Source organism: Sphingobium sp. 15-1, assembly GCF_013375535.1.
Taxonomy (GTDB): Bacteria; Pseudomonadota; Alphaproteobacteria; order Sphingomonadales; family Sphingomonadaceae; genus Sphingobium; species Sphingobium aromaticivastans.
In genome coordinates this window covers 1,708,345-1,722,630 of sequence record NZ_JABXJG010000001.1, presented here as the reverse complement: position 1 = coordinate 1,722,630, position 14,286 = coordinate 1,708,345, and the positions used below count along the sequence as shown (strand labels likewise).

Sequence of the window (14,286 nt, the reverse complement as noted above, 5' to 3'; positions counted from 1 at the left end):
GCAAGCCGCGCAGCATCCGCCGCGCATCCTCAATCCCACTTCCCGGCGCGGGATCCCTCGCGCATCGCTTCGATGAAGGCCCGCACTGCGGGCATCGCCGCGCGACCGGCATCGTAGAGCAGATTCACCGGCACCGGCGGCGGCGCATGTTCCGTCAGCACCCGCGTCAGCCGGCCCGCCACGATCGCTTCCGCGACCTGATAGCTCAGGACATTGGCCAGGCCCTGCCCGGCCTCGGCCGCCGCGATCATTGCGTCGGTCGTGTTGACGGCGATACGGGGAACGACCTGGACGGTTTCCTCGCCCTTCATGCCGAAGGTCCATATATTGCCGCCGCGCGCGCCGCTGCCGACGATGCAGCGAAAACCCTTCAGATCAGCGGGCGCGGACGGGATGCCATTTGCCGCAAGATAGGCGGGGCTCGCCACGATCGTCTGCCGCACCGACCCGATCGCCACCACGCGCAGCGCGCTGTCGGCAAGCGCGCCGATCCGCACCGCCACGTCTATCCCTTCCTCCACGATCCGGACATTGCGATCCACCAGCATCATGCGGGCGCTCAGCCCGTCATGCTGGGCCAGCAGCGCGTTGATCGCCGGCAGCACATGCAATCGCCCGAACATTACGGGCGCCGTCACATAGAGCTGCCCGCGCGGCACCGATCGCCCGCCCGTCACGATCTGCTCGGCTTCGCGCAGGTCGGCCAGGATGCGCCGCGCCCGGTCGAGAAAGGCGGCGCCTTCGTCCGTGAGCGACACCGCGCGGGTGGATCGATGGAACAGCGTCACGCCCAGATGCCGCTCCAGCGCCGCCACCGCGCGCGTGATGGCGGGCGGCGACGCCTTCAACGCGCGTGCCGCCGCCGCGAAACCGCGCCGGTCGGCCACCGCGACGAAGGCGGTCAGAGACTCGAACCGATCCATTATTCTCCAAAATGAAATAGTGAACATCAATGACTCCTCATTATCATGTCTACCGAAACGCGCTACCTCCAAACGTATGGTGCAAACCTATCTTCACACCCTGTTCGGGCCGGGCGCCCGCGCCTTGCAGCAGGCGGCCGGATCGCGTGCCGCCTATGCGCGGATGGAGGCGGACGCCGGTCCGATGGACAGCCTCACCGAACGGGAGACCGCGTTCATCGCCGCCCGCGACAGTTTCTACATGGCCAGCGTCAGCGAAGGCGGCTGGCCCTATGTCCAGCATCGCGGCGGCCCCCAGGGCTTTTTGCGGCGGATCGCGGGAAACCGGATCGGATTTGCCGATTATCGGGGCAATCGCCAATATCTGTCGACCGCGAACCTGGCCGCCGACGATCGCGTTTCCCTGTTCCTGATGGACTATCCCAACCGGCGGCGGCTCAAACTGATCGGTCGCGCCCATGGCAGCGACGATCCCGCCGACATCGCCGCGCTGATGGTGCCGGGCTATGCCGCCGAACCGGAGCGCGCCTTTCTGATCGACGTGATCGGGTTCGACTGGAACTGCCCGCAACATATCACTCCGCGCTTCACCGAAGCGGAACTCAGGCAGGGCATCCAGCCCCTGCTGGACGAGCTTGCCCTGCTGCGCGCCCGCGTCACCGAACTGGAAGGAATTGCATCATGACCGACAAGCTGACGCGCGGCGTCCATCATATCGGCCTCACCGTCCCCGACATTGACCAGGCGCGGGCCTTCTTTTGCGGCGTGCTGGGCTTTGATGAGGTTGGCGGCGTGCCGGATTATCCGTCTATATTCGTGTCTGACGGCACCATCCTGCTGACCTTGTGGCGCGCCGCCGATCCGCTGACGGCGCGGGCCTTCGATCGGCGCGCCAATGTCGGCCTGCACCATCTGTCCCTGGCGGTGGCCGACGACGCGGCGCTGGATGCCGCATGGCAAAGGGTGACCGCGCATCCGGAGGTTGTGGTCGATGCCGCGCCCGGCCCGATCCGGCCCGGCTCGGCAACGCGGCATTTCCTGGTGTTCATCCCGGGCGGAATCCGCATCGAGTTCGCCACGCCCTTTGCGTGAACGGCGGCACCATCTCCTGAGCGCCGCCGGGGAGTGGGGGCCTGATCAGCCGAAGCCGATCAGCGTCCCCGAATGGCCGTCGGACCACAGGCCGAAATCTTCGGCATGATAGCTGCCGATCAGCGTCAGATGCGCGACGTCGGTCCCGTTGGTGACCGTCAGCACCCCGCCGGTCCCGGCCTCGTTGGCGGCATAGCTCAGCATGGTCCCCGCGTCGAAGGCCAGGTCGGACAGGTCGATGCGATCGTCGCTGTCCAGCCCCGCGATGGTGCCGCTGAAGGATATGCTGTCGTCGAACAGGATCAGCCCGGTCGCTCCCGCATCGACCACGATGTCGGAAGACACATGGCCGCCAAATTCGACGGTCGCGGTGCCCGACAGCAGCACGTCGCCGCTGCCGGTCACGTTCCCGGCCAGCACCGCATGGCTGGAGCTGAGCTGGATCACGCCTTCATTGTCGATCGCGCTGGCCACCATCAGGCCACCGCTGCCCGTAGCGGCGATGATGCCGCTATTGCTGACGACATTGGCGCCCGTGTCGATGACGAGCGCATTGACGCCGTCCGCGATGATCGACCCGCCGTTGATGAGCGTCAGCGTGCCCGCGCCGATCGCGCCCGCGCCCGACAGGATATTGTCCACATTGTTCAGCGTGACGGAAGGCACGGTTCCGCTGATGATGTTGCCGCCATCGTCGCTCAGCACCACATGGCCGCCGCCCTGAAGCGTCGTGCCATATTGGATGAGCTGCAGCAATGTGGCGTCGCCCGTCGATTCCAGGCTGATCAGGCCGCTGTTGACGACTGTGCCGCTCAGCGGAAGCATCGCCCCGTTGCCGATCGTCATGACGCCCGGATTGTGGACCACGGGCGTTTCGTCGAACAGGAAGTTCGCCGCCGTCAGCGAGTCCGCCGCCACGCCCTGAAGCGTGATCGTCTGCCCTTCCGCCAGGGTGAGCAGCGCATTGCCCGACGCGTCCTGGGTCAGATGGGCGAGCACGCCGGCAAAATCGCTGATCCCGGCATAGCCGATCAGATCGACCCGGTCGGCCCCGATGTCGAAATCATGCACCTGATCCGCGCCGATCGGCTGGGCGAACACGAAAATGTCCGCTTGCGCCGATCCCGTCAGCGTGTCGTCGCCCGACCAGGCGAAGATCGGGTTGCCGGGGGCATAGGCCTCTATATTGTCAGCGATGTGCATGATCGCGACAGACCCGTCCGCTTGCGTCCAGCTCATCGCGACATCCAGCACTATGGCGCCCGCGAAGGTGGCAGGCGTGGTGACGGAAAGCGCGCGCGGATCGGCGGTCAGCACCGTCCAGCTACCGTCGGCATTATGGGTGCCGCCGTCCAGCTTCCAATCGTCGGGCATGTTGGTCACGGTGACCAGAACCTCGCCCGCCTGTCCGGCCGGAAGGGATAGGCCAAGGTTGATGGGCTCTCCCGCTACGCCCGCCGGTTTCAGGCCGCCCTGCGGCCCTCCCGCATTGCTCAGATTGCCCGCGACGTCCTTGAACGCGCCTGCGTCGATGGTCGCCGTATAGGATGTGCCGTTATTGGCCCCGTTGGTCTTGGCGACGTCTACGGTGAATACCGTGTTGCCGGAGGACCAGACCCCGGTTCCCGTCACGAGCGAGGCGGTTCCGGTGGCTGCCGTCAGGTGAATTTTCGACGCGTCGAAGAAGGACGTGTTCATCGCTTCGTTGAAGGTGATGGTCAATTTGCTGTTTTGACCGGCATTGCCCTGAACGCCCGTAATGGAAACGATGCCTGGCGAAGTCGTGTCTCCACTGCTGACCGCTACCGTGTCCGATCCCGTCGCGCCCGGATTGAGCGCCGCATCCGTATAGAGCGCCGATCCCACCGACACGCTGCCGGTGCCGTTGAAGCCCGCATTTTTGGTGTATGTCGCGGTATAGACCAGCGGATCGGCCGTCGACTGGAAGTTGCTGATCGTCCCGCCGACCGCGCTTATATCGCCGGCTCCAAATCCGACGGGCGCTTCGGAGAAGGTGAAGGTCACCTGAGAAGTGGGATCGTTATTGTCCAGCGACGCGTCGACGATGTTGACCGCTACCGTCGGGTTCTTGGTATCGTAGTTCTGCGTGGCGCTCGACCCGGTGATCGGGTTGCCCGCATTGTCCAGCGCAACGCCGTTCGCCACAGAGACGGTGATCGTGCCTGCCTGAACATTGGCGTCCGGCGTCACCGACAGCGTATAGCTCTGCCCATTGATCGCCGTGAACGTTCCGGCGGTGCCACCGCTGACGGTGATGTCGCCGGCTGCGAACCCCGTCACATTCTCGCTGAAGGTGAAGGTGAACACCACCGCGCCGCCTGCATTGTTGGCGACGGCGGCCGCCTCGTCATCGGTGATCGACAGGGTCGGCGCCTTGGTGTCGATCGCATAATTGGCGCTCGTCCCGCCGGTGCCTGCGTTGCCTGCCAGATCGGTATAGCCCGACCCTACCGTCACGACATTCGAGCTGTCCTCGATATTCGCGGTGGGCGTGAAGGTCGCCGTCCAGACCTTGCCGTCCGGGCTGCTGGTGAAGGTCGAAAGCGTTCCGTTGTCCGCCGTCACGTCGCTATTGTTGAAGCCGGTCACCGCTTCGGAGAAGGTGACCGTCACCGTTGACGTGTCCCCGATCTTCAGCGCCGCGTCGCTCATCGTTACCGACACCACGGTCGGGTTGAGCGTGTCGATGGCGAGGGTGGCGGGGGTCGCGGCTTCGTTGGCGTTGAGCGCGGCGTCGGTGAACTTGGCGGCGTCGACCGTCACCGATCCGGTGCCGCTGAACCCGTCGTCGGCGGTGAAGGTGGCGTGATAATGGGTGGCGTCGTCCATCACCAGATTGCTGACGCTGCCATGGCTGGCGCTGATGTCGCCCAGGACGAAGCCGAGCGGCGCCTCGCTGAAGACGAAGCTGACCTGCGTGTCGCCATTGCCGTCGCTCAGCGCCGTCTCGGCAAAGCTGATCGCGACGGTGGGGTTGAGCGTGTCGACCGCAAACTCGCTCTGCGGGGCATAGTCGTCCTGCAGATTGCCGGCCAGGTCCTTAGCGCCGCTGACGTCGATGGTGACGCTGTCATGATCGACATTGCCGTCGGCGGCGGTGTAGCTCGCCTGATAGGTGGTCGCATCGACCCAGGTGCCGGAGCCGGGCGTGAGCGTGCCGCTCATGGCGGGCGAGAAGCTGAGCGTCGGATCGATGCTCTGGTCCATCGCCTCGCTGAAGGTCACCGTCACCGTGAAGGTCGACCCGGCGTCGCTGTCGGAGATCAGCGCGTCGCTGACGGTCACGTTGGTGACGGTCGGGTTGAGCGTGTCGATGGCGAGGGTGGCGGGGGTCGCCGCTTCGTTGGCGTTGAGCGCGGCGTCGGTGAACCTGGCGGCGTCGACCGTCACCGATCCGGTGCCGCTGAACCCGTCATCGGCGGTGAAGGTGGCGTGATAATGGGTGGCGTCGTCCATCACCAGATTGCTGACGCTGCCATGGCTGGCGCTGATGTCGCCCAGGACGAAGCCGAGCGGCGCCTCGCTGAAGACGAAGCTGACCTGCGTGTCGCCATTGCCGTCGCTCAGCGCCGTCTCGGCAAAGCTGATCGCGACGGTGGGGTTGAGCGTGTCGACCGCAAACTCGCTCTGCGGGGCATAGTCGTCCTGCAGATTGCCGGCCAGGTCCTTAGCGCCGCTGACGTCGATGGTGACGCTGTCATGATCGACATTGCCGTCGGCGGCGGTGTAGCTCGCCTGATAGGTGGTCGCATCGACCCAGGTGCCGGAGCCGGGCGTGAGCGTGCCGCTCATGGCGGGCGAGAAGCTGAGCGTCGGATCGATGCTCTGGTCCATCGCCTCGCTGAAGGTCACCGTCACCGTGAAGGTCGACCCGGCGTCGCTGTCGGAGATCAGCGCGTCGCTGACGGTCACGTTGGTGACGGTCGGATTGAGCGTGTCGATGGCGAGGGTGGCGGGGGTCGCGGCTTCGTTGGCGTTGAGCGCGGCGTCGGTGAACTTGGCGGCGTCGACCGTCACCGATCCGGTGCCGCTGAACCCGTCATCGGCGGTGAAGGTGGCGTGATAATGGGTGGCGTCGTCCATCACCAGATTGCTGACGCTGCCATGGCTGGCGCTGATGTCGCCCAGGACAAAGCCCAGCGGCGCCTCGCTGAAGACGAAGCTCACCTGCGTGTCGCCATTGCCGTCGCTCAGCGCCGTCTCGGCAAAGCTGATCGCGACGGTGGGGTTGAGCGTGTCGACCGCGAACTCGCTCTGCGGGGCATAGTCGTCCTGCAGATTGCCGGCCAGGTCCTTAGCGCCGCTGACGTCGATGGTGACGCTGTCATGATCGACATTGCCGTCGGCGGCGGTGTAGCTCGCCTGATAGGTGGTCGCATCGACCCAGGTGCCGGAGCCGGGCGTGAGCGTGCCGCTCATGGCGGGCGAGAAGCTGAGCGTCGGATCGATGCTCTGGTCCATCGCCTCGCTGAAGGTCACCGTCACCGTGAAGCTCGACCCGGCGTCGCTGTCGGAGATCAGCGCGTCGCTGACCGTCACGTTGGTGACGGTCGGGTTGAGCGTGTCGATGGCGAGGGTGGCGGGGGTCGCGGCTTCGTTGGCGTTGAGCGCGGCGTCGGTGAACCTGGCGGCGTCGACCGTCACCGATCCGGTGCCGCTGAACCCGTCATCGGCGGTGAAGGTGGCGTGATAATGGGTGGCGTCGTCCATCACCAGATTGCTGACGCTGCCATGGCTGGCGCTGATGTCGCCCAGGACAAAGCCCAGCGGCGCCTCGCTGAAGACGAAGCTCACCTGCGTGTCGCCATTGCCGTCGCTCAGCGCCGTCTCGGCAAAGCTGATCGCGACGGTGGGGTTGAGCGTGTCGACCGCGAACTCGCTCTGCGGGGCATAGTCGTCCTGCAGATTGCCGGCCAGGTCCTTAGCGCCGCTGACGTCGATGGTGACGCTGTCATGATCGACATTGCCGTCGGCGGCGGTGTAGCTCGCCTGATAGGTAGTGGCATCGACCCAGAGGCCGGAGCCGGGCGTGAGCGTGCCGCTCATGGCGGGCGAGAAGCTGAGCGTCGGATCGATGCTCTGGTCCATCGCCTCGCTGAAGGTCACCGTCACCGTGAAGCTCGACCCGGCGTCGCTGTCGGAGATCAGCGCGTCGCTGACGGTCACGTTGGTGACGGTCGGGTTGAGCGTGTCGATGGCGAGGGTGGCGGGGGTCGCGGCTTCGTTGGCGTTGAGCGCGGCGTCGGTGAACTTGGCGGCGTCGACCGTCACCGATCCGGTGCCGCTGAACCCGTCGTCGGCGGTGAAGGTGGCGTGATAATGGGTGGCGTCGTCCATCACCAGATTGCTGACGCTGCCATGGCTGGCGCTGATGTCGCCCAGGACAAAGCCCAGCGGCGCCTCGCTGAAGACGAAGCTCACCTGCGTGTCGCCATTGCCGTCGCTCAGCGCCGTCTCGGCAAAGCTGATCGCGACGGTGGGGTTGAGCGTGTCGACCGCGAACTCGCTCTGCGGGGCATAGTCGTCCTGCAGATTGCCGGCCAGGTCCTTAGCGCCGCTGACGTCGATGGTGACGCTGTCATGATCGACATTGCCGTCGGCGGCGGTGTAGCTCGCCTGATAGGTGGTCGCATCGACCCAGGTGCCGGAGCCGGGCGTGAGCGTGCCGCTCATGGCGGGCGAGAAGCTGAGCGTCGGATCGATGCTCTGGTCCATCGCCTCGCTGAAGGTCACCGTCACCGTGAAGGTCGACCCGGCGTCGCTGTCGGAGATCAGCGCGTCGCTGACGGTCACGTTGGTGACGGTCGGGTTGAGCGTGTCGATGGCGAGGGTGGCGGGGGTCGCGGCTTCGTTGGCGTTGAGCGCGGCGTCGGTGAACTTGGCGGCGTCGACCGTCACCGATCCGGTGCCGCTGAACCCGTCGTCGGCGGTGAAGGTGGCGTGATAATGGGTGGCGTCGTCCATCACCAGATTGCTGACGCTGCCATGGCTGGCGCTGATGTCGCCCAGGACGAAGCCGAGCGGCGCCTCGCTGAAGACGAAGCTGACCTGCGTGTCGCCATTGCCGTCGCTCAGCGCCGTCTCGGCAAAGCTGATCGCGACGGTGGGGTTGAGCGTGTCGACCGCAAACTCGCTCTGCGGGGCATAGTCGTCCTGCAGATTGCCGGCCAGGTCCTTAGCGCCGCTGACGTCGATGGTGACGCTGTCATGATCGACATTGCCGTCGGCGGCGGTGTAGCTCGCCTGATAGGTGGTCGCATCGACCCAGGTGCCGGAGCCGGGCGTGAGCGTGCCGCTCATGGCGGGCGAGAAGCTGAGCGTCGGATCGATGCTCTGGTCCATCGCCTCGCTGAAGGTCACCGTCACCGTGAAGGTCGACCCGGCGTCGCTGTCGGAGATCAGCGCGTCGCTGACGGTCACGTTGGTGACGGTCGGGTTGAGCGTGTCGATGGCGAGGGTGGCGGGGGTCGCCGCTTCGTTGGCGTTGAGCGCGGCGTCGGTGAACCTGGCGGCGTCGACCGTCACCGATCCGGTGCCGCTGAACCCGTCATCGGCGGTGAAGGTGGCGTGATAATGGGTGGCGTCGTCCATCACCAGATTGCTGACGCTGCCATGGCTGGCGCTGATGTCGCCCAGGACGAAGCCGAGCGGCGCCTCGCTGAAGACGAAGCTCACCTGCGTGTCGCCATTGCCGTCGCTCAGCGCCGTCTCGGCAAAGCTGATCGCGACGGTGGGGTTGAGCGTGTCGACCGCAAACTCGCTCTGCGGGGCATAGTCGTCCTGCAGATTGCCGGCCAGGTCCTTGGCGCCGCTGACGTCGATGGTGACGCTGTCATGATCGACATTGCCGTCGGCGGCGGTGTAGCTCGCCTGATAGGTGGTCGCGTCCACCCAGGTGCCGGAGCCGGGCGTGAGCGTGCCGCTCATGGCGGGCGAGAAGCTGAGCGTCGGATCGATGCTCTGGTCCATCGCCTCGCTGAAGGTCACCGTCACCGTGAAGCTCGACCCGGCGTCGCTGTCGGAGATCAGCGCGTCGCTGACCGTCACGTTGGTGACGGTCGGGTTGAGCGTGTCGATGGCGAGGGTGGCGGGGGTCGCGGCTTCGTTGGCGTTGAGCGCGGCGTCGGTGAACCTGGCGGCGTCGACCGTCACCGATCCGGTGCCGCTGAACCCGTCATCGGCGGTGAAGGTGGCGTGATAATGGGTGGCGTCGTCCATCACCAGATTGCTGACGCTGCCATGGCTGGCGCTGATGTCGCCCAGGACGAAGCCGAGCGGCGCCTCGCTGAAGACGAAGCTCACCTGCGTGTCGCCATTGCCGTCGCTCAGCGCCGTCTCGGCAAAGCTGATCGCGACGGTGGGGTTGAGCGTGTCGTAATTCTGGCTGGCGCTGGCGCCGGTGACCGCGTTGCCGGCAAGATCGGTGGCGGCGCCGTCGGCCACGGAGACGCCGATCGTGCCCGCCTGGCTGTTCGCGTGCGGCATGACCGACAGCGTATAGCTATGGCCATTGATCGCCGTGAACGTTCCGGCGGTGCCACCGCTGATGGTGATGTCATCGGCGGTAAAGCCGGTTACATCCTCGCTGAAGGTGAAGGTGAACACCACTGCGCCGCCAGCATTGTTGGCGACGGCGGCCGCTTCGTCATCGGTGATCGACAGGGTCGGCGCCTTGGTGTCGATCGCATAATTGGCGCTCGTCCCGCCGGTGCCTGCGTTGCCTGCAAGATCGGTATAGCCCGACCCCACCGTCACGACATTCGAGCTGTCCTCGATATTCGCGGTCGGCGTGAAGGTCGCCGTCCAGACCTTGCCGTCCGGGCTGCTGGTGAAGGTCGAAAGCGTTCCGTTGTCCGCCGTCACATCGCTATTGTTGAAGCCGGTCACCGCTTCGGAGAAGGTGACCGTCACCGTCGACGTGTCCCCGATCTTCAGCGCCGTGTCGCTCATCGTCACGGAGATAAGCTTAGGGCCGATTATATCGGTGCTTCCGTTGAAGTTCCGAATATCGATGGTTTCGACCTGGGAAATCTGCAGGTTGAGCGTCTTGAACTGATAAATGGCAGGCCCGGTCTGGCCGGTATTGGCGTTCTTCTGCGCGGGAATCCAGATATTCTGGACATAGTCGATCTCTGCGCGGATCGCCGCGTCGGCAAGTTGCGTCGGGCTCAGCCAGATTTGCAGCTTGTCCACATCAGCGACATTTTGCGTGCCCAGCTTGGACGAGCCCGATCCGCCGTCATAATAGTCGTAGCCCGAATAGCTCGTGCCGCTCGGGGTGCCCATATAGGTGCCGCCGGAAACGGCGCCGCTGGAATAGCTGGACCCGCTGAGCCACTGATTTTCGAATGCCTTGTAGATTAGGGTGTCGGCCCCCGATCCGCCCAGGACGCGATCGATGCCGGCGCCGCCATCGAGCGTGTCGCTACCGGACCCGCCGTTCAGCGTGTCGTTCCCCGCGCCGCCATCCAGGAAGTCGTCGCCTGATCCGCCGACGAGATTGTCGCTGCCGGTCCCGCCGTTCAAAATGGTCGTACCGCTTGCACCTGCCATGACAATGCCCCCCCGAATATGGGCGGCTCAGCGCCCGACACATACCCAACGCGTTAAGAATATGCCCGAATCGACATATTTCTTTGGTAAGCCATAGGGGAAGATGAAGTAGAAATTTGTCATTTTCAATGCAGTTGGAGTAAAGCATCAGTATCAAAACGGGGCATTTTATATCATTAGATATATAGCTATACGCATATCATAATATTTCTATCCATATAGGGAAGTTGATCCAGTTTAAACGTGGCGCGGATCGCCGCTCAGGACTTGTGTGATGCGGTGCATGGCCCACTTGCTCGCGCAGCCAGGGAATGGGGCGAGAGGCATGCCGCCGCCCTGTTCCCGGCAAAGGCTGGCAAGCCGGATTATCCGCTGGCGGCAGATCCTGGCGCAGCCATTGGGCGAACCCTCAATTCCTGCCGGGTTCCGCCAGCGCAATATCCATATCGGCCATCGCCAGCCGCAGCAGTTCCACCATGCTGTTGCGCGCCGCCGCGGTGTCGCGGCTGGCGATCGCCTGATAGACCGCCTTGTGATCGGGCAAGGGGTCGCGCGGCAGCAGTTTCTTGCGATGCTTGAAGGTCGTGGTCCAACCCACCGCCGCGCCGACCGAGCTTGCCAGCGCGGCGAGCGCGTCATTATGGGTCGCGGCCAGCACCGCATGGTGGAAACGCTGGTCCGCCGCCCGCCCCTCCGGCGTGGAGAGGCCATGGCTCTCCATCTCCTCCAGCGCCAGCGTCATGACGGCTAGTTGCTCGTCGGTCCGCCGTCGCGCCGCGAACTCCGCCGCCGCCGGCTCGATCACCCCGCGCAGTTCGAACAGGTCGCGGATGAAATCCCGGTCCGGCTCGCCCGCGAACATCCAGGCGAGCATTTCCGGGTCCAGCACGTTCCAGCGCGCGCGCGGCAGCACGCGGGTTCCGGCCTTGGGGCGGCTTTCCAGCATGCCCTTGGCGATCAGGATGCGCACTGCCTCGCGATAGGCGGTGCGGGAGACGTGGAGCCGTTCCGACGCCTCGATCTCCCCTTCGAACAGGTCGCCGGGCTTGTGGGTGCCCATCAGGATCGCGGTGCCCAATTGCCGGGCAATGGCTTGATGGATGCGGAGCGAGCTTTCTTCCGCCACGAACTTGCGTTCCGTCCCGTCCTTGCGCTCGCTCCCCAAAATCCCGGCTCCCCGTATCAGTCCTCGAACGCCGTCGTAGGGCAATGCCGCCCACAAAGGAAGGCGTCCGCCACCAATCGCAGCGGCGCGACATCGGCGTCGATGGCCCTTTCCGCCACCAGCCCGACGAAACGCCGGTACATGGCCGGATATTCCTCGTCCGGCGCCTTCACCTGCACTTCGCCGTCCAGCCGCAGCATGTTGCCGCCCTCCGACAGCAGCAGGCTGCCGCTGGCGGTCTCGACCGCGATGTCCCAGGTCTGCGGCCCGGTTTGGCGCCAGTCGAACACGGCCTCCACCGGCGCGCCCGAAGCGGTCGCCATCTTGAGGTCGGCGCCGATGGGCGCGTCCTTGTTCTGCGGCACCTCCAGGCTGGCGGACAGCAAAGTCACCGGCTCCGGCACGATCTCCGTCAGGATCGACAGGGCGTTGATGCCGGGGTCGAACACGCCGAAACCGCCCGCTTCCCAAATCCACGGCTGGCCGGGATGCCAGTGGCGGACATCCTCCCGCCATTGGATCGAGATGCGCTCGATGCTGCGCGACGCCATCCAGTCCTTCGCCTGCGCGACGGCGGCGGCATAGCGGCTGTGCCAGCTTGCATAGAGGGTGAGGTTCCGCGCCTTCGCCAGCGCGATCAGCGCCTCCACCTCCGACACGGTGGCGCCCGGCGGCTTTTCCAGAAAGACATGCTTGCCCGCCAATATCGCCTGCCGCGCCGCCTGATAGCGGACCTGCGGCGGCTGGCAGAGGATCACGGCGTCCAGATCGGGCTCGCCCGCCAGCATGGCGCCCAGGTCGGGATAATTGCTGACCCCTTCGCCCTGCGCATTGCGGCTGGCGACCGCGACCAGTTCTATACCCTCGGTCTTCGCGATCGCGGGCAGATGCTGGTCGCGAGCGATCTTGCCCAGGCCGACTAGGCCAGCCTTGATGGTCATGCCGCGACTTCCAGCCTGCCTTCGACGCGGCGGGTCAGCTTCCAGGGATTGGCGGCCTGTAGCGCGGGCGGCAGCACGGCGTCGGCCACATCCTGATAGCAGACCGGCCGCAGGAAACGCATCATCGCCAGCGTCCCGACCGAGGTGGTGCGCCCATCGGAGGTTGAAGGGAAGGGGCCGCCATGGACCATGGCATGGGTCACTTCGACCCCGGTCGGCCAACCGTTGGCGAGCACGCGGCCGACCTTGCGCGACAGGGTGGGCAGCAGCTTCGCGGCGTTGCCATTGTCGCTCTCGTCCATCTGGAGCGTGGCGGTCAACTGGCCCTCCATCTGGGCGATGGTGGCGACCACTTCCTCGATGGTCGCGCATTTGACGAGGATGGAGGAGGAGCCGAACACCTCATGCGCCAGCGCTGGATTGGCCCGGAACTGCTCGCCGCTGGCGGCGAACAGGGCGTGCTGGCCACGGTTCACGCCTTCCGCTTCGGCGCCGCGGGCGAGGGTGGTGACGCCCTCCGCGCCGGCCAGCGCCGTGACGCCCTTTTCATAGGCGGCGTGGATGCCGGGCGTCAGCATGACCTGCGCGCCGTTGGCCGACAGGGCTTCGGCGGCGGAGGCCACGAAACGATCGAGATCGGAACCGTCCAGCGCGATCACCATGCCGGGATTGGTGCAGAACTGGCCGGAGAAAAGCGTCAGCGATCCGACGAACGCCGCGCCCAGCGCTTCGGCGCGGGTCGCGAGCGCGCCCGGCAGCAGCACGACCGGATTGATGCTCGACATTTCAGCATAGACCGGGATCGGCTCGCCGCGGTTCACGGCGATCTTCATGAGCGCCAGCCCGCCGCCCCGCGATCCGGTGAAGCCCACCGCCTTGATGCGCGGATCGGCCACCAGCGCGCTGCCCAGTTCGTTGGTGGTGCCGGGCAGGTAGGAAAACACGCCTTCATGCAGGTCGCATGCCTTGACGGCGGCGGCGATGGCGCGGGCGACCAGCTCGCCGGTGCCGGGGTGGGCGGGGTGGCCCTTGACGACGACAGGGCAACCGGCGGCGAAGGCCGATGCCGTGTCGCCGCCCGCGACCGAGAAGGCGAGGGGGAAGTTGGACGCGCCGAACACCGCGACCGGACCGACCGCCTGGTTGACGCGGCGCAGGTCGCTGCGCGGCAGGGGCTGGCGTTCGGGCAGGGCGGGATCGATGGTGGCGTCCAGCCAGTCGCCCTGCCGCACATAGCCTGCGAACAGGCGGAGCTGACCGACGGTGCGGCCCCTCTCGCCCTCCAGACGGCCACGGGGCAACCCGGTCTCGGCCATGGCGGTGGCGATCAGCAGGTCGCCAATCGCCATGATCCGGTCGGCCACCGCCTCCAGAAAGGTGGCGCGGGCGTCGGGCGTCAGCGTCGAGAAGCTCTCGAACGCCGCGTCGGCCAGCGCGCAGGCGTCCGCGACATCGGCGGCCGACGCGTTGTGGAAGGCGACCTCGCCCTTCGCGCCGGTCGACGGGTCGATGGCAAAGAAGGGCTCGCCGCCCTGGCGCTCGCTTGCGCCGACAAGGATGGCTCCGTTGAACATGATTTATCTCCGGGGAT

At 65.9% G+C, this 14,286-nt stretch carries 7 protein-coding genes; 2 read left to right on the top strand and 5 right to left on the bottom strand.

Annotated elements, in window-relative coordinates; genetic code table 11:
- Positions 1-29 precede the first annotated feature (29 nt).
- Positions 30-923 (bottom strand): LysR substrate-binding domain-containing protein, encoded by an 894-nt coding sequence (locus tag HUK72_RS08120; RefSeq protein ID WP_176596334.1) that lies wholly within the window; start codon positions 921-923, stop codon positions 30-32.
- A gap of 76 nt (positions 924-999) precedes the next feature.
- Between HUK72_RS08120 and HUK72_RS08115 the strand changes: the two genes are divergently transcribed.
- On the top strand, positions 1,000-1,608 hold the full coding sequence (locus tag HUK72_RS08115) for a pyridoxamine 5'-phosphate oxidase family protein (protein WP_176596333.1): 609 nt from the start codon (positions 1,000-1,002) through the stop codon (positions 1,606-1,608).
- A complete protein-coding gene (locus HUK72_RS08110; RefSeq protein ID WP_176596332.1) occupies positions 1,605-2,015 on the top strand; it encodes a VOC family protein in 411 nt (136 codons plus the stop codon). The genes HUK72_RS08115 and HUK72_RS08110 overlap by 4 nt, the downstream gene beginning before the upstream one ends.
- A gap of 45 nt (positions 2,016-2,060) precedes the next feature.
- On the opposite strand, the gene HUK72_RS08105 is transcribed toward HUK72_RS08110, so the two are convergent.
- The 4 genes from HUK72_RS08105 to HUK72_RS08090 all read right to left on the bottom strand — a co-directional run bounded on the left by HUK72_RS08105 (position 2,061) and on the right by HUK72_RS08090 (position 14,269).
- The gene (locus HUK72_RS08105; RefSeq protein ID WP_176596331.1) at positions 2,061-10,589 is read right to left on the bottom strand and encodes an Ig-like domain-containing protein; all 8,529 of its coding nucleotides are present in this window, start codon (positions 10,587-10,589) and stop codon (positions 2,061-2,063) included.
- 409 nt (positions 10,590-10,998) lie between these two features.
- A complete protein-coding gene (locus HUK72_RS08100; protein WP_176596330.1) occupies positions 10,999-11,754 on the bottom strand; it encodes a FadR/GntR family transcriptional regulator in 756 nt (251 codons plus the stop codon).
- 17 nt (positions 11,755-11,771) lie between these two features.
- A complete protein-coding gene (locus HUK72_RS08095; protein WP_176596329.1) occupies positions 11,772-12,695 on the bottom strand; it encodes a Gfo/Idh/MocA family protein in 924 nt (307 codons plus the stop codon).
- Positions 12,692-14,269: an aldehyde dehydrogenase (NADP(+)) gene (locus tag HUK72_RS08090; protein WP_176596328.1), complete on the bottom strand. Its 1,578-nt coding sequence runs from the start codon at positions 14,267-14,269 to the stop codon at positions 12,692-12,694. Before HUK72_RS08090 ends, HUK72_RS08095 begins: the two co-directional genes overlap by 4 nt.
- Positions 14,270-14,286: the final 17 nt, after the last annotated feature.

Excerpts from the sequence above, each read along its gene's own strand:
- HUK72_RS08120 (WP_176596334.1), bottom strand. The coding sequence starts at position 923 with ATGGATCGGTTCGAGTCTCTGACCGCCTTCGTCGCGGTGGCCGACCGG.
- HUK72_RS08115 (WP_176596333.1), top strand. The coding sequence starts at position 1,000 with ATGGTGCAAACCTATCTTCACACCCTGTTCGGGCCGGGCGCCCGCGCC.
- HUK72_RS08110 (WP_176596332.1), top strand. The coding sequence starts at position 1,605 with ATGACCGACAAGCTGACGCGCGGCGTCCATCATATCGGCCTCACCGTC.
- HUK72_RS08105 (WP_176596331.1), bottom strand. The coding sequence starts at position 10,589 with ATGGCAGGTGCAAGCGGTACGACCATTTTGAACGGCGGGACCGGCAGC.
- HUK72_RS08095 (WP_176596329.1), bottom strand. The coding sequence starts at position 12,695 with ATGACCATCAAGGCTGGCCTAGTCGGCCTGGGCAAGATCGCTCGCGAC.
- HUK72_RS08090 (WP_176596328.1), bottom strand. The coding sequence starts at position 14,269 with ATGTTCAACGGAGCCATCCTTGTCGGCGCAAGCGAGCGCCAGGGCGGC.